At 71.7% G+C, this 24,055-nt stretch carries 23 protein-coding genes; 14 read left to right on the top strand and 9 right to left on the bottom strand.

Going from position 1 to position 24,055, the window contains the following annotated elements:
• Positions 1 to 24 precede the first annotated feature (24 nt).
• Both ACIBF7_RS20750 and ACIBF7_RS20745 read left to right on the top strand, forming a co-directional pair.
• On the top strand, positions 25 to 1,086 hold the full coding sequence (locus tag ACIBF7_RS20750) for an ABC transporter substrate-binding protein (protein ID WP_397197864.1): 1,062 nt from the start codon (positions 25 to 27) through the stop codon (positions 1,084 to 1,086).
• 115 nt (positions 1,087 to 1,201) lie between these two features.
• Positions 1,202 to 2,098 carry a hypothetical protein gene (locus tag ACIBF7_RS20745; protein WP_271279581.1) on the top strand — a complete coding sequence of 299 codons (897 nt, stop codon included), beginning with the start codon at positions 1,202 to 1,204 and terminating at the stop codon, positions 2,096 to 2,098.
• A 56-nt stretch (positions 2,099 to 2,154) separates the two neighbouring features.
• On the opposite strand, the gene ACIBF7_RS20740 is transcribed toward ACIBF7_RS20745, so the two are convergent.
• Positions 2,155 to 2,721, bottom strand: coding sequence for a CGNR zinc finger domain-containing protein (locus tag ACIBF7_RS20740; protein ID WP_397197863.1), 567 nt, complete (start codon positions 2,719 to 2,721; stop codon positions 2,155 to 2,157).
• 84 nt (positions 2,722 to 2,805) lie between these two features.
• Between ACIBF7_RS20740 and ACIBF7_RS20735 the strand changes: the two genes are divergently transcribed.
• The 5 genes from ACIBF7_RS20735 to ACIBF7_RS20715 all read left to right on the top strand — a co-directional run bounded on the left by ACIBF7_RS20735 (position 2,806) and on the right by ACIBF7_RS20715 (position 6,878).
• Positions 2,806 to 3,693, top strand: a complete 888-nt coding sequence (locus tag ACIBF7_RS20735; RefSeq protein WP_397197862.1) for an alpha/beta fold hydrolase — start codon at positions 2,806 to 2,808, stop codon at positions 3,691 to 3,693.
• Positions 3,694 to 3,749: 56 nt separating this feature from the next.
• Positions 3,750 to 4,487 (top strand): VOC family protein, encoded by a 738-nt coding sequence (locus tag ACIBF7_RS20730; protein WP_397197861.1) that lies wholly within the window; start codon positions 3,750 to 3,752, stop codon positions 4,485 to 4,487.
• 118 nt (positions 4,488 to 4,605) lie between these two features.
• The gene (locus ACIBF7_RS20725; RefSeq protein ID WP_397197860.1) at positions 4,606 to 5,511 is read left to right on the top strand and encodes an ATP-binding cassette domain-containing protein; all 906 of its coding nucleotides are present in this window, start codon (positions 4,606 to 4,608) and stop codon (positions 5,509 to 5,511) included.
• Between the two features lie 27 nt (positions 5,512 to 5,538).
• Entirely contained in the window at positions 5,539 to 6,324 is a 786-nt protein-coding gene (locus ACIBF7_RS20720) for an ABC transporter permease (RefSeq protein WP_397197859.1), read from the top strand.
• Entirely contained in the window at positions 6,321 to 6,878 is a 558-nt protein-coding gene (locus ACIBF7_RS20715; protein ID WP_397197858.1) for a TetR/AcrR family transcriptional regulator, read from the top strand. The genes ACIBF7_RS20720 and ACIBF7_RS20715 overlap by 4 nt, the downstream gene beginning before the upstream one ends.
• Before the next feature lie 373 nt (positions 6,879 to 7,251).
• On the opposite strand, the gene ACIBF7_RS20710 is transcribed toward ACIBF7_RS20715, so the two are convergent.
• The 4 genes from ACIBF7_RS20710 to ACIBF7_RS20695 all read right to left on the bottom strand — a co-directional run bounded on the left by ACIBF7_RS20710 (position 7,252) and on the right by ACIBF7_RS20695 (position 11,916).
• Positions 7,252 to 8,847: an ATP-binding protein gene (locus ACIBF7_RS20710; RefSeq protein WP_397197857.1), complete on the bottom strand. Its 1,596-nt coding sequence runs from the start codon at positions 8,845 to 8,847 to the stop codon at positions 7,252 to 7,254.
• A 186-nt stretch (positions 8,848 to 9,033) separates the two neighbouring features.
• Positions 9,034 to 10,410 carry an MFS transporter gene (locus tag ACIBF7_RS20705; protein WP_397197856.1) on the bottom strand — a complete coding sequence of 459 codons (1,377 nt, stop codon included), beginning with the start codon at positions 10,408 to 10,410 and terminating at the stop codon, positions 9,034 to 9,036.
• Between the two features lie 14 nt (positions 10,411 to 10,424).
• Complete coding sequence (locus tag ACIBF7_RS20700) at positions 10,425 to 11,105, bottom strand: esterase/lipase family protein (RefSeq protein WP_397197854.1); 681 nt, start codon at positions 11,103 to 11,105, stop codon at positions 10,425 to 10,427.
• A 157-nt stretch (positions 11,106 to 11,262) separates the two neighbouring features.
• Positions 11,263 to 11,916, bottom strand: coding sequence for a TetR/AcrR family transcriptional regulator (locus tag ACIBF7_RS20695; RefSeq protein ID WP_148033033.1), 654 nt, complete (start codon positions 11,914 to 11,916; stop codon positions 11,263 to 11,265).
• Positions 11,917 to 11,961: 45 nt separating this feature from the next.
• On the opposite strand from ACIBF7_RS20695, the gene ACIBF7_RS20690 reads away from it, so the two are divergent.
• The 3 genes from ACIBF7_RS20690 (at position 11,962) to ACIBF7_RS20680 (ending at position 14,848) form a co-directional block, all read left to right on the top strand.
• Positions 11,962 to 13,059 (top strand): DUF1214 domain-containing protein, encoded by a 1,098-nt coding sequence (locus ACIBF7_RS20690; protein WP_397197853.1) that lies wholly within the window; start codon positions 11,962 to 11,964, stop codon positions 13,057 to 13,059.
• The gene (locus ACIBF7_RS20685) at positions 13,056 to 14,375 is read left to right on the top strand and encodes a DUF1254 domain-containing protein (protein WP_397197852.1); all 1,320 of its coding nucleotides are present in this window, start codon (positions 13,056 to 13,058) and stop codon (positions 14,373 to 14,375) included. Before ACIBF7_RS20690 ends, ACIBF7_RS20685 begins: the two co-directional genes overlap by 4 nt.
• Before the next feature lie 119 nt (positions 14,376 to 14,494).
• A complete protein-coding gene (locus ACIBF7_RS20680; protein WP_397197851.1) occupies positions 14,495 to 14,848 on the top strand; it encodes a hypothetical protein in 354 nt (117 codons plus the stop codon).
• Positions 14,849 to 14,903: 55 nt separating this feature from the next.
• Here the strand turns inward: ACIBF7_RS20680 and ACIBF7_RS20675 are convergent, their stop codons facing one another.
• Positions 14,904 to 15,278 (bottom strand): helix-turn-helix transcriptional regulator, encoded by a 375-nt coding sequence (locus ACIBF7_RS20675; RefSeq protein WP_397197850.1) that lies wholly within the window; start codon positions 15,276 to 15,278, stop codon positions 14,904 to 14,906.
• Between the two features lie 76 nt (positions 15,279 to 15,354).
• Positions 15,355 to 16,308 (bottom strand): TerC family protein, encoded by a 954-nt coding sequence (locus ACIBF7_RS20670; protein ID WP_271280308.1) that lies wholly within the window; start codon positions 16,306 to 16,308, stop codon positions 15,355 to 15,357.
• Positions 16,309 to 16,745: 437 nt separating this feature from the next.
• Here ACIBF7_RS20670 and ACIBF7_RS20665 point away from each other — a divergent pair, with 437 nt between their 5' ends.
• On the top strand, positions 16,746 to 17,318 hold the full coding sequence (locus ACIBF7_RS20665) for a helix-turn-helix domain-containing protein (protein ID WP_187281282.1): 573 nt from the start codon (positions 16,746 to 16,748) through the stop codon (positions 17,316 to 17,318).
• A gap of 14 nt (positions 17,319 to 17,332) precedes the next feature.
• Here ACIBF7_RS20665 and ACIBF7_RS20660 read toward each other — a convergent pair whose 3' ends face one another.
• Together ACIBF7_RS20660 and ACIBF7_RS20655 are read right to left on the bottom strand one after the other, a co-directional pair.
• Complete coding sequence (locus ACIBF7_RS20660) at positions 17,333 to 18,358, bottom strand: RidA family protein (protein WP_397197849.1); 1,026 nt, start codon at positions 18,356 to 18,358, stop codon at positions 17,333 to 17,335.
• A gap of 44 nt (positions 18,359 to 18,402) precedes the next feature.
• Positions 18,403 to 20,028 (bottom strand): amidohydrolase, encoded by a 1,626-nt coding sequence (locus ACIBF7_RS20655; protein WP_271280306.1) that lies wholly within the window; start codon positions 20,026 to 20,028, stop codon positions 18,403 to 18,405.
• A gap of 91 nt (positions 20,029 to 20,119) precedes the next feature.
• On the opposite strand from ACIBF7_RS20655, the gene ACIBF7_RS20650 reads away from it, so the two are divergent.
• The 3 genes from ACIBF7_RS20650 to ACIBF7_RS20640 all read left to right on the top strand — a co-directional run bounded on the left by ACIBF7_RS20650 (position 20,120) and on the right by ACIBF7_RS20640 (position 24,004).
• A complete protein-coding gene (locus tag ACIBF7_RS20650; protein WP_345482833.1) occupies positions 20,120 to 21,637 on the top strand; it encodes a PucR family transcriptional regulator ligand-binding domain-containing protein in 1,518 nt (505 codons plus the stop codon).
• 250 nt (positions 21,638 to 21,887) lie between these two features.
• On the top strand, positions 21,888 to 22,859 hold the full coding sequence (locus ACIBF7_RS20645; RefSeq protein WP_271280345.1) for an L-2-amino-thiazoline-4-carboxylic acid hydrolase: 972 nt from the start codon (positions 21,888 to 21,890) through the stop codon (positions 22,857 to 22,859).
• Positions 22,860 to 22,945: 86 nt separating this feature from the next.
• A complete protein-coding gene (locus ACIBF7_RS20640; RefSeq protein WP_271280344.1) occupies positions 22,946 to 24,004 on the top strand; it encodes an extracellular solute-binding protein in 1,059 nt (352 codons plus the stop codon).
• The last annotated feature ends 51 nt before the right edge of the window (positions 24,005 to 24,055 follow it).

Below are 24,055 nucleotides of genomic sequence, written 5' to 3'. Positions count from 1 at the left end.
ACCGGACTCGGGAGATGCCGACGTATGCATGAGCCATCGGAGCGGACTGACGGATCACCCGTCCGGATCGGCGCGCTCGCCCCGCTGACCCGGCCCGGCTGGACCGAGGCGGGCCGGCACCTGCTCGCCGGACTCGAACTGGCCGCCCGCGAGGTCAACGACGCCGGCGGGATCGCGGGAAGGCCGCTCGAACTGCTGGTACGAGACACCGCCGCTGATCCACACAGGGCGGAGGCGGCCGTGGAAGAGCTGGCCCGCCTGGGCGTGGCCGCCGTGGCGGGGGAGTACCACAGCGTCGTCGCCCGCGCCGCCGCCGCCCAGGCCGACGCACTCGGCGTGCCGTACCTCTGCTCGTCAGCGGTTCTCGACGCGCTCACCGAGCAGCCGACGGACCGGGTCGCGCGCCTGGCCCCGGCGCAGTCCCGCGGCTGGCGCATCTACGCGGACTTCCTCCTCAGCGGGGGCCACCGCCGCGTCGCCGTGGCGGCCGAGCCGAGTGTCTACTGGGCCTCCGGGACCCGCATCCTGCGGGACCACCTCGCCGAGCACGGAGGCACCGTCGTCGAGCTCGACGCGCGCGCGGCCGTGTGCGACGAACTCGCCGGCAGTGGTGCGACAGCCCTCCTTCTTCTCGCCGGTTCCCCGGAGCCCGCGGTGTCGATCGTCAAGGCCGTCCGCCGCGACCGGCGCCTCGCCGAGATCATGATCGGCGCTCCGGCCGGGCAGCCGGAGTTCGCCGGCTGGGCCGCGTCGCTGGGCGGCGACGGCGCCGCGATCCCGTTCCTGCGCTACCTGCCCGAACGCCTCGGCCCACTCGGCGCGCGCGTCGGGACGGCCCTGCGTGAACGGCTGGCCGAGGCGCCCTCCTTCGTCGCCTTCGAGGGCTACGACACGGTCACCGTCCTCGCCGAGGTGCTGCGCACGGGCGGATCCTGGTCCAGCGTCGCGGTCGAAGGCACCCGCGGGGAGATCCGGTTCTCCCGCACCCCGGGCATCAGCGTCTGGCAGTGGGCCTGGCCCCCGATCCAGGTCGCCGACCGAGACCCCGCCGAACCCGATCGCTTCCGGATCCTGCGCACCGGCTGAAGACCGCCGAGCGTGGCAACACGGCTGGCAAAGACCGGTCATGGAGGTTGTCGAGTCTCCGGGCCCAACGGATAGTCGAGGGTGTCAGGCCTGTCCCCGTACCCCGAGGAGAAGCATGGACGGATCGGCCACCCGCGATCGGCGCCGCACGGGCACGGTGCGGCGCCTCTTATCGGCGACCGTCGGACTCATCGCGATGGTCTTCCTCGTCGCCCCGCCCGCCGGCGCCCTGGCGCTGCCCACCCCCGCGCAGCTGGTCTCGAACCTCGACCTCGAGTGCTTCAAGACCAGCCCCTACCAGCCGCCGGCCGTCGGGCTGGCGCTGCGGCACATCAACCCGGTGCTCGTCGGCCTGCCCATCGAGCAGGTCTCCCTCGGCGCGCGCGACCAGCTCTGCGTCCCGGTCGCCAAGAACGACGTGATCCCGCCGGACGGCGTGCTCGACTTCGTCCGGTACGTCGACCTGTCGTGTTACCGGGTCACCGGGTCCTCGATGGACAAGTCGCTCGTGCTCAGCCATCTCAACCGTGTCCTGAGTGACCTGCCCCGCAAGCAGGTCCTGCTGAACCGGCCGGAGCAGCTGTGCGTCCCGGTCGCCAAGAACGGCGTGCTGCCACCGGCGGAGGTGCTCCGGGTCGTCAGGCACATCGACCTCCTCTGCTATGGCGCCACCCCGAACGTCCCGATGAACAGGCCGCTGGCGCTCCGGCAGCTCAACCCCGTGCTCGTCGGCAAGATCCCGCCGGCCGACGTACGGGTGGGCTACTCGCGCCAGCTCTGCGTGCCGGTGTACAAGGGCGGGGACAACATCCCGCCCGAGGTCATGGATCTCGTCAGATGGATCGACCTGGAGAAGTACGACATCACGGCGCGTGACATGGCGCCCGTCGACCTGACCCTGCGGCACCTCAACCCGGTGCTCGCCCGCCTTCCCGAGGAGAAGGCGACGCTCACCGCCGCGGTCCAGCTCGGCGTCCCCGTCGCCAAGGACGGCCGGATACCGCCCGGCTGAGCGACAGCTGACGAGCCTGCCGGTGGCCCGAGGTTCTCCCATGGCCGCCGGCAGGCTCACGTGTGCTTGCGGCGCCGGTAGTGGCGGGCGACGCGGACGCGGTTGCCGCAGCGGGCCGCCGAGCACCAGCGGCGACGCGGGTGGGCGGGCAGGAACAGCATGACGCAGTCGGCGGCGTCGCACTGGCGGACCGTGGCGACCGCCGGGTCCGCCAGCAGGCCGGCCGCGCCCTCGGCGAGCCACGTCGTCAGGCGCGCGCCGGGGGTGCCGGTGCGGCGGTGGGTGGCCGTGACGGTCTCGCCGTTCCAGGTCAGCTCGCTGATGGCGGGCGCGGCACGCTGGGCCCGGTTGGCGGCTTCGAGGTCGGCGGCCGGTGGCCGGTGGCCGGCACGCACGTGCTCCAGGGCGCGCGCGATGTGCTCGCGGAGTTCGCGTACGGCGGCCAGGTCGGCGGCGGTGAACTCGGCGGCGAGGAGCTCCCGCGCCTCGGCGAACCGGTCCGCCTGCAGGCCCAGCCAGACGCGCAGGTCGCCGGGCGTGGTCAGCAGGTCGCCGGTGGCCGGGCGGGTGTTGACCAGGTCCAGGGCGAGGGGTTCACCGGTCAGAGGGCCGAGCTCACTCATGCCCTAATGCTATCTCCGTGCTTTGACACGTTAGATCGCTGATCGCTATAACTAATGCGTCTTCTGCGATGAAAGGCATTAGCCATGACGTTCCCCGCGCTCGCCCGCACCGTCCACCGCCACCTCGACGTCGACGGCGTCCGCGTCTTCTACCGCGAGTCGCTGCCCGAGCGGGCCGACGCGCCCGTCCTGCTGCTCCTGCACGGCTTCCCGTCGGCCTCGCACCAGTTCCGCCGCCTCATCGACGTGCTGGGCGCCCGTTACCGGCTGATCGCCCCCGACTACCCCGGCTTCGGGCACACCGAGGCCCCGGCCGGCTTCACCTACTCCTTCGACCGGCTCGCCGACATCACCGAGGGCTTCGTCCGGAAGCTCGGCCTGACCCGCTTCGTGATGTACGTCTTCGACTTCGGCGCACCCGTCGGCTTCCGGCTCGCCGAGCGGCACCCCGAGTGGATCGCGGGCCTCGTCGTGCAGAACGGCAACGTCTACGAGGAGGGCCTGTCCGCCGGAGCCCGCGACTTCATCGCGCTGCGCCCTGACCGGCCCGGCGCCGAGGACACCGTCCGCGACCTGCTCACCCTGCCCGGCACCCGCGGCCAGTACGAGACCGGCGTCGCCGACCCCGAACTCGTCGCCCCCGACGGCTGGACCCTCGACCAGCACTTCCTCGACCTGCCCGGCCGCAAGGAGGCCCAGGTCGCGCTCGCCTTCGACTACCACACCAACGTCGAGCGGTACCCCGCCTGGCAGGAGTGGCTGCGCACGCACACCCCGCCCACCCTCATCACCTGGGGCGCGAACGACCCGTTCTTCCCCGAGCCCGGCGCCCGCGCCTACCTGCGCGACCTGCCCGGCGCGGAACTCCACGTCCTCGACACCGGCCACTTCGCCCTTGAGGACCGCCTGCCGGAGATCGCCCCGCTCGTCGCCGGCTTCCTGGAGCGGGTGTGGGACCGAGGGCCGCGTTGACCGCCGGCACCACGCTTCCAGTGGCCGGCTCGCGACGCCCCACTATGATCGGCGGCATGGCGCTGCGACTCATCCAGGTGAACTTCAAGGCCCGGGACGACGCGGCGCTCGGCCGGTTCTGGGCCGAGGCGCTCGGCTGGAACGTCTCCAGCGAGGCGCCCGGCGTGACCAACCTCGAACCCGAGGGCTTCGCCTGGCCGGACCCCGACGCCTTCTACGTCGACCTCGTCACCGTCCCGGACCCCGAGACGGTGAGGTACCGCGTACACCTCGACCTCGCCACCACCTCCGCCGCCCACCAGGCCGAGCTGGTCGCGCGCCTGCAGGAGCTCGGCGCGACGCCCGCCGACGTGGGCCAGGGCGACGTCCCGTGGACAGTCCTGGCCGACCCGGAGGGCAATGTGTTCTGCGTGCTGGAGCCCCGGGAGATCTACCGGGACACCGGGCCGATCGCCGCGGTGGTGGTGGACTGCGAGGACCCGCGCGCCATGGCTCGCTTCTGGGACGAGGCGCTGGACTGGACCCTGCACGAGGTGACCGACGACCACGCCCGGCTGCGCTCCGCCAAGGGCGTCGGCCCGTACCTGGAGTTCCTCCGGACGCCCGGCGCGAAGACCGGGCGCAACCGCATCCACCTCGACCTGCTGCCGCACCCCGTCGAAGACCAGGAGGCGGAGGTGGCCCGGCTCAAGACCCTGGGCGCCACCGCCGCCGACGTCGGCCAGGGCGACGTCCCGTGGAAGGTCCTGGCCGACCCGGAGGGCAACGAGTTCTGCGTCCTCGGCCGGGGCTGACGCGGAACGCGCGTCCGCGGCCATTGTCGGCTGGGCCCGGCGCACCGGGACGATCCTGGAGCCTAGCCTACCTACATGTAGGTAGGCTAGGAGGGTGATTCCATCATGCGCCGTCCACGTGACCGATCTGACCAAGACCTACGATGACCGGGCCGCCCTCGCCGGTGTGTCGATGAGCATCGAGCGCGGCAGCCGAACGGTCGTGCTTGGACACAACGGCGCCGGCAAGTCCACGCTGCTCGAAATCCTCGCGACGCTGCGCACCCCCACCACCGGGAAGGTGTGCATCGAGGGGTTCGACGCGGTGACCCAGGCGCGAGAGGCGCGCCGGCTCATCGGCCTCACCCCGCAGTCCAATGCGCTCGATCCGCTCGCCACCCCTGTCGAAGTGCTCGACTTCCAGGGTGCCGCGCTCGGTATGAGCCGGACGGACAGGGTGCGCCGCCGGAACGAACTGCTCGAACTCTTCGGCCTGGACGAACACCGCAAGACCAGGACCGCCCAACTCTCTGGTGGCACCCGCCGCAAGGTCGATCTCGCTGTGGCGCTCGTCGCGCAACCTCGGATCGTGATCCTCGACGAGCCGACGACCGGGCTTGACCCCATGAGCAGGCTGGACTTCTGGAATGAGTTGAAGCGCCTGAACGACGACGGGCGAACCCTCATCGTCTCGACGCAGGACCTCCACGAAGCGGACGTGCTCGCCACCGACATCGTGGTGCTGCGCCAGGGCGAGGTCGCGGCGCACGACACCCCGGCCGCGCTCAAACAGCGAGTCGGAGAACGCACCCTCATCCTCGGGCTGGCCGGCGAGGACGCCGCCCGTTCGCTGGTGCGCTCGTCCACCGCACCCTTCCGGCCTGACCCGGAGGACGCCGGCGTGGTGCGCCTCGCGCTGAGCGACGCGCCCGACGCCCTGAAGGCCGCGCTCGAGAACGTGAGCGAGTTCGGCTGGGCCATCGAAGAACTCCGGCTTTCCGAGCCCTCGCTCGACGACGTGTTCGTCGCTCTGGCCGCCCGCTGACCGAACCTCGACCTGAAAGATCTCCCCATGGCGACCACCGCTGTATCCGTCTCCCGTGCGCTGCCGGTGACTCTCGCGGCGATCGGCCGGTCCACCCGGATGATCCTGCGTTCTCCGGCACTGCTGATCGCACCGCTCGCGCAATCGCTCTTCTTCCTCGTCGTCTACGCCGGGCAACTCGGCGCCGTCGGCGGCGGCTACCTTCCCGGCGGCAGCTTCATCGCGTTCCTGCTCCCGCTGATCCTGCTCACGGGAGCCGCGACCAGTGCGGGTGCCGCAGGGAAGCTCCTTCTCAGCGACATCACCAGCGGGTACCTCGACCGGCTGCGTCTCGCTCACGGCAGCACCGGCCCGTTCCTTTCCGGCATGGTCGTCGCCGCACTCGTGGGAGTCGCCATTCAGGCGACGGTGACTGTCGCCGGTGCGGCGCTCATCGGGTTCCGGCCGGGTGACTGGGCCGGCCTCGGCGGCATGATCCTGGTCCTGATCACTCTCAGTCTCGGGATCGCCCTGCTGAGCATCGCCGTCGCCATCCGGACCGGATCCTCCGCCGGCACCGGCCTCGTCCCGCTGGCGGTGTTCGGGCTCTCGTTCTTCACCGGGTTCTTCGCCCCCGTCGACGAGCTCTCGCCCTGGATGCGAACCGTGGCGACGGTCAACCCCCTGAGTTATGTGATCGACACGGCCCGCCAGCTGGAGAGCGGCAGTGCGCTCACGGCGTTGCCTGTCGCGCTCACCGTCCTCGCTACGCTGGTTGCCGCCGGGACGGCCGCCTGCGCACTCGCCTCCAACCACGCACGGAGAAACCGATGAGCCCTGCCTCCGACACCCGGACGCAGATCATGGACGCCTTCGCGAGGCAGTTGGCGACCTCCGGTTACCTCGGCGCGTCGCTGCTCGACGTCGGCCGCGCGGTCTCCATCCGCCGGCCCTCGATCTACCACCACTTCCCGGACGGCAAGGAAGAGGTGTACGTCGCGGTCGCCACGAGGTTCATCGAGGAGGCGCACGAGCGCATCACCACGGCGATCGCGACCGAAGGCACCCTGAGCGACAAGCTCGCCGCCCTCGTGGCGGCCTCGGCTGACCACGCGCACTCCGTCTCGTTCGAGCAGCGCGTCTACGAGGCGCTGGACCACGTGTCCGACGAGACCAGGGCCGCCGTCTCCAGCCTGTACGTCGCCCGGCTCCTCGACCCGGTCGTCGCCCTGTTCGCCGGCGCCGTCGCAGCGGGCGAGGTGACCGGCGATCCGGGGTTCCTGATGAACGCGTTCTTGCACCTCGCCCGGGCGACCGACCTCATGGAGACCCCGGACCGAGCCTCCCGCATCGTCGAACTGTTCCTGAACGGCGCCAGAGTCCGGTAAGCCGTCTCGCGAGCGTGGCCACGACAGGCGGCGGCGAAGGGCGTCAGCCGATACAGATTGCTCGCGCCATGAACGGGACGGCATGAAAGCGAACGAAACCACCCTTCGCAAGCTCATTCAGGGCGACCAACGATTACTGGTCCCTCTTCATCAGCGCCAATACATTCCGACAGTCTGATCGGCAACACCTACCAGTTCTCCCCCCATCAAGAACACCCAGTTGGCGAACGTCGCCGTGTTCGACGTGGTCGTCGCGGCGCTCGACTGGTTCATGGCCATGGTGACCGCGCCCGAGCATGTCGGGGACTCGCCGTAGTCCTCCCCGGCCGCCGTCGGGGCTGCATGACAGGACGTTCACCGCCCCGGGACACCCTCACACCCGCAGGAGAGTGACCTGGCGGCCGGACGGTGTGGTCGCCTGGTGGAAGCTGCCGCGCTCCTTCCAGGGCGGGGCTTGGGGGCGGCGGTCGAAGATGACCAGGACGCCGGTGGTGAGGGTCAGGCGGTCGAGGTAGCGGTCGAGCTGGGCCAGGCCCGCAGGCTCTGGGTCGTCCGCGCCGGGTCGCCACACCTTCAGTTCCATGGCCTCGCGCTGCGTCAGCCGTTCGCCGCCGGGGCCGGTGTACGGCCAGCGGATGTAGACGTCCATGCGTTTGCGGCCGGCGGCGTATTCGCGGTCGAGGTGGCCGCCGCCGTTGACGAGGCGGTGCAGGAAGGCCATGAGGATGATCTGGCACGCCGCCTCGTGGTAGCCCTCCTGCTGGATGAGGACTTCGCCGTGCTCGCGCCAGAACACGACGAACTCCTCCAGCAGGCGCGGCAGGTCGAACCGGCCGTCGGGGAGCACGAAGCTGTGCGGATCGGCGTGGACGTTCTGCTCCGTGAGGTCGCCCAGCACGCGCAGGATGACCTCCCGGTAGATCGGGTTGGCCACCTGGGGCGGCGGTTGCTGGGTGATCAGGCCCAGATCGCGGGCGTAGGACAGGTCCTCGGAGTTGCCGCGGTCGGTGTAGGGGCCGCCGGCCACGATCGGCTCCATCACCCGCTTGACCCGGGGCTCGTACAGCCGAGCCGCCAAGGAGTCCAGGTGGGTGGCGCGCTTGCGGATGAGCCGCTCCTTGGCCTCCTCGATTCGCTCGCAGGTGATGGTGCCGGTCACTCTCATCTGGAAGGTGATCTCGTAGGCGAGGGCGTTGACCAGCCAGGGTTGTCCCTGGGTGAGCTCGAAGGCGCGGTCCACCGCGTCCTTGGTGAACTCCTGGCCGGTCGCCTGGGTGTGTTGGTCGTACAGTTCGGCGATGTCGTCGGCGGTGAAGTCGCCCAGGCGCAGTGAGTCGGCGAGGATGTTGAACGGGCTGGCCGCATTGAACCGCTCAGGGGCGCCGCCGGCGGCTACCTTGTAGTCACGCAGGTCGCGCAACCCGCACAGCACCACCGACGCGGGGAACGGATAGCCCTTCGATCGCTTGTTGTGCCCGTCGCGGAGCTGGCCGAGGACGCTGACCAGGCTGTTGCCCTGCAAGGCGTCGATCTCGTCGAGGAACAGCACGACCCGGCGCGGGCAGCGTCGGCACCACTCCCGCAGCGCCGCACCGAACCGGCTACCGGGCGTGACCCGCGGCCGGGAAGGTGGCGGTAGCAGCTTCTCCGGCCAGCCCGACAGCTCGGCGGACTCGCGGAGGGAATCCAGCAGAAGCGACTCGGCGGCGCCGTAGTCGTCGCCCGCCGCCTTGGCACGTTCGCAGGAGAACATGAGGGCGGCGGTGCCGCCTTCGGCGGTCAGGCCGGAGGCCAGAGCGTCCAGGACGGTGGTTTTCCCGGTCTGCCGGGGGGCGTGCAGGACGAAGTAGCGGTCCATCTCGATGAGCGTCCGCGCTTCGGGAAGCCGGGGTATGGGGGGCAGCATGTAGTGGAGCCGCGGGTCGCAGGGGCCGGTGGTGTTGAAGTATTTCGCTCCGCGCGTTCGCATGGTCACAGCCTGCCACCTTCTTGGGTGTCGCACCGGGGACAAGCCCTCTCTGACGCCGGCGACTCGTTCATGGGGGCCTGCCGCCCCTTGCAGACGAATCAGACGATCTCGCCAACCGGCGCCGGATCGACACCCCATCGTTCGGAGCGGGCCGCGACGGCAGCCGGCCCGCGTCCGTGCTCCTCGTCAGGCCCCGCTGGTCGGTGGCGTGTCGTGGGCGGAGGTCAGGACGCGGGCGGCGTCGCGCTCGTACGGGCCGCGCGCCGTCACGGTGAGCAGCCCTCCGGCCAGTACGGGCAGGGTCATGACGAGCAGGGCGCTGGTGAGGGAGCCGGTCCGGTCGGAGAGGATGCCCACGATCAGCGGTCCGACGGCGACGGCGGCCCCGGCGACGAGCTGGGCGAGGGCGAAGGCGATGCCTCGGGAGGAGGCTCCGATCACGTCGGCGAGTGACGCGGTCAGGTTGGGGGTGGCCATCGACATCAGGATGACCGCGGCGGCCGTCAGCAGCGCGAACGGGACCAAGGCTCGGGGGGCGGCGAGCAGCGCGACGGCCATGACGACCGCGCCGGCGACGACGCCGCAGCCGCCGACGAGCAGCCGCCCGCCCTTGCGGGTGACGTGCGCGCGGCGGCCCAGCCACGCCCCGACGAGGGTGCCGGTGACCACTCCGAAGACGGTGACCAGGCCGCCCAGCGCTCCGGCCTGCCCGGGGGACAGGGCGAAGGTGCGGCCGATCAGCGTGGGCATCCAGTAGAAGAGCCCGGCGACGCCCATGCCCAGCGTGGCCAGGCCGACGGTGACGATGACCAGCGTGCGTACGGCGAGCACGTCCCGCACCTGCCGCCCGAGCCGCGGCGGCGTCGCCCGGCGCGACCCGGCGCCGTCCGCGCGGGGTGCGGCGGCCCCGGCGGTGACCTGGTCGAGGAGGCCGCGGGCCGGCTCGCGGAGCCGCAGGCAGATCAGGGCGGTCAGCAGGCCGGGGATCGCCATCAGCAGGAACGCCGCCCGCCAGCCGAACGCCTGCCCCAGCACCGCGCCCAGCACCGTGCCGATCCCGCCCAGGTGCGCCGACATCCGCGTCCAGCCGAACGCCCTGGCCCGGCTGATCGGCGGGTAGTAGTCGGCCAGCAGGCTGCCGGTCGCCGGGTTGTCGACGTGCTCGGCCGCGGCCAGGGCCATGCGGGTAAGGAAGAAGACGGCGAATCCCGGGGCGAGGCCGCTGCCCGTGGTGGCCACGGCCCAGAGGAAGACCATGACGGTGATGACGCGGGTCCGGCTGAAACGGTCGGCGAGGTATCCAGCGGGGATGGCGACCGCCGCCGCCGCGATCGCCGAGCCGGTCGGGATCGCGCCGGCGACGGTGTCGCCGATGCCCCACTCGGCCTGGATCAGCGGGAGGAGGCCGCTGAGCAGGCCGGCCTCGACCCGGTCCACCAGGCCGACCAGGAACAGGATGACGAGCGGCGCCCAGCCGTAGGGGGCCGGGTCACCGGCGCGGATGCCGCCGGGAGGGGGCGCCCCCCAGCGGCGCCGCGGCACGGGGCGGACGTCGTCACGCATGACACACCGGCCGGTCAGGACACAAAGTCGCGCACCTTCGCGTAGACGGAGGCGTCGGTCAGGAACGCGGCGTGCGACAGGCATCCGGCGTACGTGTTGACGGCCCCGGCGAGGGACACGCTGGAGTCGGGGTTGACCACCGTGTCGCAGTCGGACCAGAACGTGCCGTACGCGACGTCGCCCGGGGTCTCGTCACCGCTGTTGAGCTCGGTCAGGAACGGCGAGCCGATCCGCATCTCCTGGCAGGTGAGCCGCTCCTCCGAGCAGAGGCGGGTCGCGGTCGTGCCGTGGTTGGGGCCCGCCAGGGAGACCCAGGTCCTGACGGCCGCCGTGCCGCCGAGGAACTTGAGGTAGTGGCGGCTGTTCAGCGAGCCCATCGACATCGCGACGATCGTCACCTTCGCCGCGCCCGTGGAAGATCGGATGGCGTCGACCCTGGCCCGGATGTCGGCGGCGATGTCGACGTTGGACTTGGTGCTGTCGTAGTCGACGGTGAACAGGCGGTCGGCGGGCCACCCGTCCGCCTCGAAGCGGTCGATCATCGTGCTCCAGCGGCTGCCGTCGCCGCCGTAGCCGTGCACGAACAGGATCGGCCCGGTGTCCGCCCGCGCGGGCGGGGTGCCGGGGATCAGCGCGGCCAGACACGTCAGCAGCGCCGCTGTCAGGGCGGTCCCGGCGCGAGCCATGGCGTTCATGGGGCGACCTCCTCGGGGAGTCCGACGAATGCCACCTGATTGTGCGCGACAGGGAAGTTAATGGCAACAATTAAATTGCTTTCTCCGGCGGACGCCGAATGCTTGACCGGGTCGCCGTCCGCCCTCTATGCTCCGGCCGTCTAATGGTGACCCTTAACTATTCCGCGGGGATCGCCGCGAGCGTCTCCGTCGAGGCCGGGGCGGTCAGTCCGGCGACGAGCATGTCGAGCAGATTGCCGAAGAACAGCTCCCCCGTCACCGGCGGCTCGCCGGGAGCCGACTCGTCGAGGAGCTGGGCGCGCAGGCCGAACAGGCTGATGAGCTGGGACCGCAGCATGGCGAGCCGCTCCAGCCGGAGGGGGCGGGGGAGCGGTTCGAGCGTCGCGTGCAGCCATCGCACGACCGCGAGCCCCGCCGGCGCGTCCACGATCCGGAACGGCCGCCGGTAGGCGAGCGAGGGATAGCTCAGCCTGGCCACGATGCGCAGGTGGGCCCGGCCCAGCTCGGTGCCGAGGTCCTCGTCCATGGGGGCGGCGAGCGCGTGGACCAGGGCCCGCGGGTCCGCGGTCAGGTCGTCGGCGGCGACGGCGGCGACCAGCGGCGCGCGGCGCGCCTCGACGGCCTCCAGATGCCCGCGCAGGATGGCCTCCACCAGGCCGTCCTTGCCGCCGAAGTGGTAATGCAGCGCCGACTCGTTACGCGCCCCGATGGCCTCGTGCAGCTGACGGGTGGTCACGTCGGCGACCCCGTGCCGGGCGAACAGCAGCGCGCCCTGCCGGAGCAGGGCGTCACGGGTACTTGATCTGGACACTTCGCCATACTATCCTCCGGCAGATATTAATGAGATCCATTACTCATGGAGGAGATCGAACGCATGGCGGACGCCCTGGAGGCCTGGAGGCGGTTCGTGCGCGCGCTGGACGAGGCGGGGGAGACCGTGGCCGGCCTGGCCGGGCCGGACGCGGGCGTCGACGTCGCGGAAGGCTTCCGCTATGTGCTCCACGTCCTGGCCGACCAGGTCGACCGGGCCGGCACCCGCGACTCCGGCCGCCCGCTGTTCCTGCCGGGCGTCACTCCGGTGCGCAAGCTGTTCTTCGACAACCCCGACACCGAGTACGACATTGCGCTCATCTCCAGCCGGCGCTCGTACCGCATCCGAGGAGACCGCGGCACCGTGCCGTACCTCGCCTTCTGCGTCTACGGCGCGAACGCCGGCGACGGCCGGCCGACCCGCGTGACCAACCTCAACGACGAGCGGATCGCCTTCGGCCCCGACGGCTCGTTCGAGATCACGCTCTCCCCTGACGCGCGGCCGGGCACCTGGATCCCGCTCGCGCCGGGAGCGCACACGGTCATCGCCCGCCAGTACTTCCTCGACCGCGCCCGCGACAGGCCCGCGCGGTTCACGATCGAGGCGCTCGACGATCCGGGGCCGGATCCGGTGTTCGACGACGCCCGCTTCGTCGCCTCCACCCGGTCCGCCACCGCGTTCGTCACGGCCGCGACGCGCGTGGCACGGCAGCGCGCCGAGCAGGCCGAGGCCACGCCCAACCGGTTCGTCGAACACCGGGGCCACGGCCTGTACGGGACACCCGACGCCGGCTATGTCATCTGCTGGTACTCCCTCGAACCGGACCAGGCCCTGGTCGTCGAGGCCCGGCCGCCGCGATGCCGCTACTGGGGCGTCCATCTCGCCAACCGGTGGGGCCAGTCGCTCGACCATCGCAGCCGCTCCACCGCGCTCAACGCCCGCAGCGCCACGCTCGCGCCCGACGGGACCCTGCGCGTCGTCGTCGCCCACGCCGACCCGGGCGAGCCCAACTGGCTCGACACCGCCGGACACCCGCGCGGCTGGGTGCTGTTCCGATGGCTGCTCACCGACGACGTGGTGATCCCCGAAGCACGGGTGGTCCCGCACCCCACACGACGCACCGGCCCTGGAGGACCGACATGAGCTCACCCGTCTGGCACGACGACGCGGCACCGGTCCCCGAGGTCGCGGATCCCCGCGTCACGGCGGCCAAGAACGCCTTCCTCGCGGGCTTCCCCCTGGTGGCCACCGCGCGCATCATGCAGGGCATGGCGCAGCGGCTGGGCGTCAACACCATGTGGGCCTCACGGCGGCTGTCGGGCCCCGGCAGCCGGGCCATCGTCGCGCCGAACCTGGACACCGTCTACGCGCTCGCCGTCCTGGACCTGCGGGCGGGTCCTCTGACGCTGACCCTCCCCGACATCCGCGACCGCTACCACAGCGTGCAGCTCCTCGACGCCTGGATGGGCGGCTTCGGGCTGCTCGGGACGCGGACCACCGGCGGCCGGGGCGGCTCCTGGGCCATCCTTCCCCCCGGCCACTCCGGCCCGATCCCCGACGGCCTCGAACCGATACCGTGCCCCACCGGTCACGCCTTCCTCCTCTGCCGGATCCGCGCCCTCGACGCCGCCGACGCCGCCGAGGCCGGCGCCCTCGCCGCCAGGATCGAGCTGCGCGCCCGCGCCGGAACCGCCGGCGGCACGACGCTGCCGCCCCCCGCCGGCCGCGCGCACGACACCGGACGCGACGGCATCGGCTTCTTCGACGAGCTCTGCGCCGCGCTGCCGGCCAACCCGCCCGTCACCGCCGAGCAGCGCCGGGCGCTCGACGCCGTGGCGGCCCTCGGCGTCGCCGCCGGCCGGCGCCCCGGCGCCGAACTGGACGAGTCTGGCAGAGCGGTCCTCGCCGCAGCCGTCGCGGCGGGCATGCGCGAGCTGGAGCCACCCGCCACCGCCCCCCGCACCGTCAACGGCTGGACCACCAACCTCGGCCTCGGCACGCAGGACACCCGCGGCGGGCTCCGCGAACGGGCGACGGTCGCCAGATACTTCTGGGGCCCCGTCCCGGCGGAGGAGGCGATCTACCCGCGGACCTCGACCAGCGCGGACGGCCTGCCCCTGGACGGCTCCAAGCGCTACCGCATCCGCTTCCCCGGGGGCGGCCTGCCCCCGGTCGACGCCTTCTGGTCCCTGACCGCGTACGGCCCGGACATGTTCCTCGTCCCCAACGAGTCCGGCCGCTACTCCATCAGCGGCGACGACCCGGGCCTCGTCACCGGCGCGGACGGCTCACTCGACCTGCACCTGTGCCACGAACCGCCGGCGGGCTCCGAGAGCAACTGGCTGCCGGTCCCGGCCGGTCGGTTCAACCTGATCCTGCGTCTCTACCTGCCCCGCCGGCCGGTCCTCGACGGCGCGTACGCGTACCCGCCCGTGACCGTGCTCCCGCCCGGTACGTGACGCTGATCCTGGCGGAATGTCCTGTCGCTGCCCTCGTCCTGTCCCTTCCTGGAGGCGAGGCTTCAGTGAGCCCGTTCTCGGGCCACCAGAAGCCGCGCAGTCGGAAGAAGGGGACAACCATGCGTACGAAGATCCTGCGGGTCGGGCAAGTAGCCATCGCCGCGGCCGCGACGGCCCTGGCCATGACCGCGCCCGCGGAGGCGCACTCGTTCAGAGTGGGGAACGACTGGGGCTTCGCGGAGATCAACTCCAACCACACGAGGCTGAACGTCTGCCGGGTGCTCGGAAGCTGGCCCGATTCGGACGTCTGGGGCACGGTGCGGTACAGCGGCGGCACCCTCATCCGATATGACGCGCCCATTTACAGCGGTGTGTGTTACCCCCACACCCTGAGGTCCAACCCCACCGACGTCAGGTTCTGCTGGCGGCCTTCGGGGACGAACAACCAGTGCACGGGGTGGCGGGCCGTCTGATCCTCCCGCTGCTCCCCGCAGGCGGAACCCCGCGTCGCCATCCTGGCCGACCTGGTCAGCCACCTCGGGCGAGCTCTTCCGGAACGGCTGCCGTCACGCCTTCTCGGCCGGCGCCGGCCGACGTCGCCTCGCTTCTGGAGGGGGCGGTGTAAGGGAGAGCAGGTTGGAACACCGCGAGGATCTCGCCGATCTGATGGTCCTGTTCGAGAGGGTGCCGCAGCGGCAGGGTGGGGTTGAGCCGGTAGCGGTTGCGGCGGCCTTCCCGGCTGGCGGTGAGGTATCCCGCGGCGGTGAGGTCGGCCAGGATGCGTTGCGCGGCGCGCTCGGTGATCTGGACGCGGGCGGCCACATCGCGGATGCGCACGCCGGGGTCGCGGGCGATGCACAACAGCACGTGGGCGTGGTTGGTCAGGAAGGTCCAGTCCGGCACGTCCACCATTTTACGAGCACGATTTCGTTGTCATGAATCGAAAGTGATGAATCGCGAGTCAGGCGGGGAGAGCGGGTCACCCCTCCCGTGCCATCCGGCCGTCGGTGGCGGCGCCGGAGGCACGGGTGGCGATCAAGCTCCAGACGATCGAGACGGCGATGGCGACGACGATGACGCCCAGCGTCAGCGGGATCGGCAGTTTGCCGACCGGGGTCTCCGAGAGGATCAGCTTGACGCCGGCGAAGGCCAGCAGCACGGCCAGGCCGTAGTGCAGGTGGACGAACCGGCGGAGCAGCCCGGCCAGGCAGAAGTACAGGCTGCGCAGCCCGAGAATCGCGAACGCGTTGGCGGTCCAGACGATGAAGGTGCTGGTGGTGATCGCCAGGATCGCGGCGACGGAGTCGATCGCGAAGACCAGGTCGGTCGCCTCGACGGCGATGAGCACCACGAGCAGCAGCGTGGCCACCCGCCGGCCACCGGTGCGGACGAAGAAGCGGCCACCGTGGTAGCGGGGGTCGGTGGGGATCACCCGGCGCACCAGACGCACCACCGGGTTGCGGTCGGGCGGGGTCTGCTCGCCGTGCCGGAAGGCCATCTTGTAGCCGGTGTAGACGAGGAACGCGCCGAACACGTACGCGGTCCAGAAGAACGTCTCCAGCAGTTCCACGCCGACGAAGATGAACGCGAGCCGGAAGACCAGCGCTCCGATGACCCCCCAGAACAGCACCTTGTGCTGGAGCGTGGCGGGAACCGCGAAGGCGGTGAAGATCAGCGCGAAGACGAACACGTTGTCGATCGACAGCGCCTTCTCGATCAGGTAGCCGGCGAAGTAGGTGCCCGCCACCTCCCCGCCCTGCCACCACCACAGGATCGCCCCGAACAGCACGCCGGCGGCGATCCAGACGCCGGACCAGACGGCAGCCTCGCGAAAGCCGATGACGTGGTTGTCGCGGTGCAGGAACAGATCGACGGCCAGCATCGCCGCGACCACCAGCATCACCGCGACCCACGCCCACCAGGCGACGGACATAGAGGACCCCCTCGACCCGGCCGCCCGCGCGCGGGCGGCGTCGGCTGGTCGACGGTCTCCCCAGGTCGCCTCGGCGGGCGACCGCACCACCGGGCCCCGGATCCACCGGGTCCGTCCTGACGGCGATGCGTCGATCGTCGGGTACTCCCCCTCGATTTAGGAACTAGTATTCACGACACAAAAGACGTGTGTCAAGCCCGTCTCGCGGAGTCCGTACTCCGGTGGCGGGCGGGTGCCGAGATGGCCGCGGGCGAGCCTTCCGCCGAATATCCTCTTCTCGTGATCACGGGTTGCGCGCTGCCGGGTCGCTCTTGCCGGGCAGGTGCGAAGGACCGATGTACTGCAGACCCTGCAGTCGCACTGTAAGGACCGGTATCCTTGCGGTTGTCGCGCTCGGGCCGCCCCCTTCGCCGACGGCCCGTCTGGAGGAGATACGGATGTCAAACGAGATTGCGGAGCCACTGGACGTCGCGGAGATAGGCCGGCGCCTGCGCGAGGCCAGAGCGTCCAGGAACCTGTCCCTGGACGTGGTGTCCGCGGAGTGCGGGATCAGCCCGAGCCTGCTCAGCCAGGTCGAGCGCGGGAAGGTGACCCCGTCGCTGGCCACGCTGCACAGCATCACCCAGGTGCTCAACATCGCGATGTTCGACCTGTTCGGTTCCCCGGCCGACCGGCCGGCCCTGATCCGGGAGGGCTCCCGCAACGTCATCCGCCCGCCCGACAGCGGCGGGGTGTCCTACGAGCTGCTCTCGTCAGGGCAGCTGCGCAACCTGCAGATGATCGAGATGCACCTGAGCGCGGAGACGGGCAGGTTCAACCACGCCCTGTCCCACGCGGGCGAGGAATGCCTGATCGTCAGGCGCGGGTCGGCCGTCATCAAGGTCGGCGCCGAGGAGCTGACGCTGAGCGAGGGCGACTCGCTCTCCTATGTCGCCCGCCTGCCCCACCAGTTCCGGGGGCTGGAGGACGACACGCGGCTGATCATCTCCATGACCCCTCCGGCGTTCTGAGCGGCGCCGCCGTCTCAGCCGACCAGGGCCTGCACCTCGATCTCGACGTCCATGCCGGGGTAGGCGAGCACCGGGAGGGGCACCGGCACGAGAGCGGGGGAGGAGTCGCCGAAGAATGCGCCGACCTCGGCCTGGAGAGCGGCCAGCTTGCCCGGCCCGCTGCCGGCGTCGGCGGCCACGAAGGCGGTGAGCCGCCGGACCGCGGACCGGGGCACGTCGAGTTCGTCCAGCACCCGCGCGATGTAGTCGAGCGACCGGCGCACCTGCGCGGGGAAGTCGCCGACGTCCAGTGAGCGGGCCCGCTCGTCGAGGGGCACCTGCCCGCCGACGAAGGCCAGGCCGCCCGAGCGGTTCCCGTGCTTGTACGGCAGATGGAACGGCCAGTCCCAGTGACCCTCCGGCCAGGAGTGCCGGCGGGCCGGACGGGCGCCCCGCAGCGCCAGCACCTGCATGGCGATCAGCACGCCGGGCTCGTCGAACCGGGGCACCGGGATCCCCGTCGTCGCAGGCCCGGGTTCGGTGAAGTACCCGGCGCGGACGCGCGCGGCGACGGCCCAGTCCTCCTGGGTCCCCTCGCCCTGGTAGAAGATGTTGAACTTCACCACGTCGTCGGTGCCCAGGCCCTGCTCGGCGAGGAGGTCCTGGATGGTCCGCAGGATGGCGTGGGACTGCTCGACGATGTCCCCGGCCTCCGGCGCCGTGATCAGCCGGGTCGCGACCGCCGGGCCGCCGGCCGCGTACCGTCCGCCCGCCTCGCGGGCAGCGGCCACGCCGGAGGGCAGGGCCGTGGCCTGCACCCGGGTCAGGTCCCCGCCGAGCACCCCGACGGAGGCCGGGATCGCCGACACCGGAAGGTCGCCGTCAGGGTTCAGCTCCCGCACCGACTCCCGTGCCTGCTCGGCGCTGAGCCGCGCGTGGTCGTAGAACACCTCGACGGCGAGCAGTTCTTCAGGGCGGACGCCCTGCCCGGCGAGGGTCGCCGCGGCCGTGCCGCCGGGACCGGCGTCGAGGAAGCGCAGGACGGGAGTGGGAGAAGGCATATCGGGACTCGCCATCGGTGAGGTGGGACGGGTTTCCAGCAGGTTCAGGAGGTCCACGCCGGGACGCCTCCGACCCAGGTCTGCGTGACGGGTATCTGGTCCAGCTCGTCGGGCGGGACCTCGAACGGGTCCGCGGCCAGGACGACCAGGTCGGCGAGGTAACCGGGGGCGAGCCGGCCCTTGTGCCCCTCCTCCCCGGCGGCGGCCGCGGCGCCGGTGCCGAACAGGGCGAGCGCCTCGCCCGTGCTGATGCGCTGGTGAGCGCCGAGCACGCGGCCCGCGCGGGTGCGCCGGGTGACGCAGCTCTTCACGCCGAACAGCGGCTCGTACGGCCCGCACGGGTAGTCGGACGACCCGGCGACGGTGATGCCGGCGTCCAGCATGCGGCGGTGGGCGAACATCCGCCCGAGACGTTCCTCGCCGTAGGCGTCCACGAGCGCGTCGCCATGGAAGGTGACGTAGCCGGCGAACGGGACAGGGATCAGGTCCAGCGCCGCGATCCGCGCCACGATCGCCTCGTCGAGGACGGAGCAGTGCTCGATGCGATGGCGGGTCGTGATGTCCGGCCGCCGCCCGCGGGCGTGCTCGACCGCGTCCAGCAGGAGCGCGATGGCGCGGTCGCCGTTGGCGTGCACGGCCAGGCGCAGCCCGGCGGAGTGCACGCGCACCGCGAGGTCCGTCAGCTCCTCCGGGGTCACCACCGGCATGCCGTGGTCGTCCGTGCCGCGGAACGGCTCCGACAGCCAGCAGGTGAGCCCGGCCACCGCGCCGTCGACGAACGCCTTGATGCCGCCCAGGCGCAGCCAGTCGTCCCCGAACCCGTCCTGGATCCCGGCGGCGATCAGGTGGTCCGCGTGCGGGTACGTCACCAGGGCGGTGACCCGCTGCCGGAGCCGGTCGCGGGCCCGGGCGGTCTGCAGCAGCCGCAGCTCGTCCGGGCCGACCATGGCGTCCCCGATCGAGGTGATCCCCGCCGACAGGAACCTGGCCGAAGCGGTGTCCAGCCCGGCGAGCAGCTCGTCCTCGCCCGGCGGCGGGATCACGGGCGGGCGGCGAGCAAGGGACGGGTAGGCCAGGTCGAACAGCGCCTGCTCGTACAGCACCCCGGTCAACCGGCCGGCCCCGTCCCGGCCGAGCGAGCCGCCGCGCGGATCGGGGGAATCGTCGGTGAGCCCGGCGGCGGCCAGCGCCGCGGAGTTGACCACGCCCCAGTGGGCGCCCACATGGGTGACGAGGACCGGCCGGTCGGGCACCCAACGGTCCAGGTCGTGCCGGTCGACGACCCGCCCGCCGGTGGTCCGTACGTGGTCGTACCGGCCGGCTCGCAGCCACGCACCCGCCGGCAGTGTCGCGGCGGCGGCCCGCAGGCGCTCCGCCAGCCGATCCGCGGACGGGGTCACGTCCGCGGAGACGTCGGCGCCGACGGAGTCGCGCGCCGCCATCGTCAGGTGCAGGTGCGCGTCGACGAACCCCGGCAGCGCGCAGCCGCCGCCCAGGTCGGTCTCCGGCGCCTCGGGGAACCGCTCGCGCAGCCCAGCCAGGGGCCCGGCGGCGACGACGCGGTCACCGGCGACCGCGAGCGCGTCCACCACCTGGGGAGCGCCGGTCGGAGCCATGGTGCGGATCCGTTCGCAGCGCAGCAGCCGCACCGGCATGTCGTTGACGGCCATGCTGCAGTCTTCCCGAACCGGCGCGCAGGTCGGCAATCGTCGGATCCTCCGGACGCCGGGGCAGGAACCTGGAGATTGCTACAGTACCGGCGTGTACCTGCACGAACTCGTGACCACGGAGGACCTCGGCCTGCGGTTCGTGCTGCGCCCCAGCCGGCCGGTCCCCGTGAGCTGGGTGCACTCCACGGACATGGCCGACCCGAGCGGCTACCTCGGCGGCGGCGAGCTGATCCTGACGATCGGGCTGTGGCGGCAGGCCGAGGGCGACGCCGAGCGCTTCGTCCGGGCGCTCCACCGCTCGGGCGCCGCGGCCCTCGGCTACGGCGTCGAGGCCCCCGGCGCGGACGTCCCCGCCGACGTGCTGGACGCGTGCAGGTCCATCGGCCTCCCGCTGGTCCGGGTGCCGCACGAGGTGCCGTTCATCGAGGTCGCGCGCGCCTTCCACGCCGCCGCGAACGCCGAGCGCCACGACCTGCGCCGGCTGGTGCGGCACCACGAGGCGCTGGCCGCCGCGGTCTCCGGCGGGGGCATGCCCGAGCTGGTCCGCGTCCTCGCGGCGCAGCTCGCGGGCGACGTCTGGGTGGCGGACGGCCCCGAGGTGGTCTGGGCGAGCCCGGCCGCGCCGCCCGGCGCCGCCGCGGTGACCTGCCAGCGAGGCAGCCAGGCCGTCGCCTTCCCCGTCCAGGCCACGCTCGCCGACTCGACGGCGGTCACCGTCATGCGGGTGGACGAGGTCGCGCCGGCCCGGTGCTTCCTCGGCTACGCGCGGCCCGTCGCCGCCATGACGGCGGCCGAGCGCCGCGTGCTGGACAACGCGCTGCCCTACCTGCGCGGCGAGCTGGTCCGGGTGCGGGAGCGGCGCGGCCACGCCGCGTCACGCCGGCGCGAGCAGCTCGCCCTGGCCGAGAGCGGCCGCCCGGCAGGCCCGCCGCTGGCGGGTCCCGCTCCGGCCGTGGCGGTGCTCGCCTACCCCGCCGTCCCAGGACCGGTCGCGGACAGCCTGCTCGACGCCGTGCCCCCGGCGGCGCGGGACTGCGGGGCCGACGAGGTCGAGGTCATCCCGGACGTACGCGAAAGCGTCCTGATCCTGCGGCCGGGCGCGGCGGTCGGCGACCAGACCGTGGCGTGCCTGCTGAAATGTGTGGAACGCCAGCTCGGCCGGGAGGTCCACGCCGGCTGGACGCTGGCCCGCGACGGGGAGTCCGACCTGCCGCGCGCCGTGACCGCGGCCCGGCGCGCCGCCCGGCTCGCCGCCACCGGCGCCGGGCGCGAGCGGGTCGCCAGGTACGAGCGCCTCGGCACCCACGAGGTCCTGCTCGCGCTGGACGAGGAGATCGTCGGCGGGTTCGAGGACCTGGTGCTGGGCCCGCTGGTGGAGTACGACTCCCGGCACGGGTCCCAGCTGGTGGCGACGCTCAGGGAGTTCCTCGACCGCAACGGCGCCTACCAGGCGAGCGCCGAGGCCCTCGGGATCCACGTCAACACGTTGCGGTACCGCCTGGTGACGATCGAGCAGGTCACGGGGCGCGACCTGCGCCGGATGGCGGACAAGGTCGACTTCTATCTCGCCCTGAGATCCCGGCGGTCGCCGGAGGACCCCGCGGCCTGAGCGGGTCAGGGGCGCTTTGTTGCGCTCAGGTAAAAGGCTCAGACGTTCGCCAAGGTTTTGGTTGACCTTTTCCGACATCGCTACCTATGTTTGTACCCACTCTGCAGCACCACTGCAGCCTCTTGCAGTCACGCTCTAGGGCAAACCAGTGCCACCGAGCGGTCCCTGCCCCCCCATCCGCCGATCGTCGACGTCTGCCGGAGCAGTGTCCGACAGGAGGTACGAAATGTCCCATGAATCAAGTGACCTGATGACGCCCCTGGTCACGACCATGACGCACGAGGCACGGATCATCCGGCACGCCGGGCTCGCGTACACCAGGGCGCGGCAGGAGGCCGGTCTCGCCACCGTCGAGCGCGCCCTGCGCGGCTACTACGACTGGCGCGCGGAGGCCGCCGCCGGCCGCGGCGGCGACGGCCTGCCGGGCATCGTGCGGGCCTGGGGGACGGCCGAACTGCTGTCCGTCAACGCCGAGAAGTGGGGTGAGCTGCGCGTCGGCGAGGCAGGGCTCCGGCTGGAGCTGCACGGCACGCCGGAGCTCCTGCACTACCGGGCCTCCGGGGTGCCGGCGTTCGCGCTGATCCACTACCGGGCGCTGGTGTCGGCCCTCATGCGCGCCGCCGACCTGCCGGACGACGTCGAGGCCGGATGGCAGGGCGACTCGCTCGTCCTGGAGGCGGGACAGGCGCCGCCCTCGGGTGAGGGGACGCTCCCCGGCGTCCCGCTGACCGGCGAGGATGGCCTCGCCCTGCTCAGGGCGACCACCGAGAACCGCGGCGCGCTGCTCGTGTACCTCGGCCGCGAGGCCGAGCAGGCCTTCGGCGCCGACGGTGACCTGATGTTCCGCGAGGCCGTGCGCGCCTTCGGCGCCGAGCGCGGCGCCGCCATGCGCCTGGACCACCTGAGCAAGGGTCTCACCCTCGACCTGGTGAACATGATGGAGCTGTACGACTCCGGCGGCAACGAGGACGTCTGGCAGTACCGCGACGAGGGCACCCTGACCCCCGTCGAATGGTCGCAGGACTGCACCTTCTGCCCGTTCGTCCAGCCCTGGCACGACCTCGACGGCCTCCGGTACGGGGAGATCTACGACTACGAGTTCCACGTCTCCCAGTTCAAGGCCTACCGCGAGGACATCGAGGTGAAGTGGGGCGAGTTGATGTCGCGCGGTGACGCGACCTGCGAGTTCCGTTTCTCCATCCCGGGACCCGTCCCCGCCTGAGCGGCGTTCCACCCCTCAACGTCCCAGGGACGCGTGACCGCGCGCCCCTGGATCGTTCCATCGCCAAACGAACAGTAGGAAGAATCATGGGTTGGTCGAGAAGGCCCGTCACGGTGGCAGCCGCCACGTCGGTGCTGGCGCTGCTCCTGGCAGCGTGCGGCGGCGGAGGAGACGGTTCAAGCGCAGGTGGCGGCGACAAGCAGCTCACCTTCGTGTCCTGGGGCGGTGGCTACCAGGAGACGCAGGAGAGCCTCATCGTCAAGCCGTGGGGTGAGAAGAACGGCGTCCGCACCCTCTCGGACGGTCCGACGGACTACGCCAAACTGAAGGCGCAGGTGGACTCCGGCAACACCCAGTGGGACGTGATCACGCTGGAGCCCTTCTGGGCGATCTCGCAGTGCGGCACCATGCTGGAGAAGATCAAGGACAAGGTCGACACGTCCAAGCTGCCCGCCGAGGCGGTCACCGACTGCGGCATCCCGTTCGACATCCTGTCCTACGTCCTGGTGTACGACTCCGCGAAGTTCGGTGACAACCCGCCGACCTCGTGGGCGGACTTCTTCGACACGGCGAAGTATCCGGGCAAGCGCGGCGTGTGGAACTACGCCCCCGGCGGCGCGCTGGAAGCCGCGCTGCTCGCCGACGGCGTCGCCCTCGACGGCCTGTACCCCCTCGACACGGCCAGGGCGATGAAGAAGCTCGACGCGATCCGCGGCGACATCGCCTTCTACGACACCGGCGCGCAGCAGGTGCAGCAGTTGCAGAGCCAGGAGGTCGTGATGTCGATCGCCTGGAGCGGCCGCGCGCTCGACGCCGTCCGCGCGGGCGCCACGTACGAGCCGGTGTGGAAGGACAACCTGATGCTCGTCGACTCCCTCGCGATCGTGAAGGGCTCGAAGAACGTCGACCAGGGCGTCAGCCTGATCAACGAGATGACGTCGGCCGCCGGCCAGAAGGCGTTCGTCGAGAAGTACACCTACGGGGTCGTCAACTCCGACGCCAAGCCGGAGCTCGACGAGACCGCGCGGAAGTTCTCCCCGACCGAGAACGGCCAGGGTGAGCAGGGCCGCTACATGGACCAGCAGTGGTGGGCGGACAACTTCGACAAGGTGAGCGCCGACTGGACGAAGTGGGCGTCCGGCTGACCGGAGCGTCCACCACCACCTCGATGCACGCGGGCGCCGTCCGGAGGCGGC

It is taken from the genome of Nonomuraea sp. NPDC050478 (genome assembly GCF_044458265.1).
Taxonomy (GTDB): Bacteria; Actinomycetota; Actinomycetes; order Streptosporangiales; family Streptosporangiaceae; genus Nonomuraea; species Nonomuraea ferruginea.
Note: the sequence above shows the minus strand (reverse complement) of the source record. Positions and strands in the feature narration are given on the sequence as shown.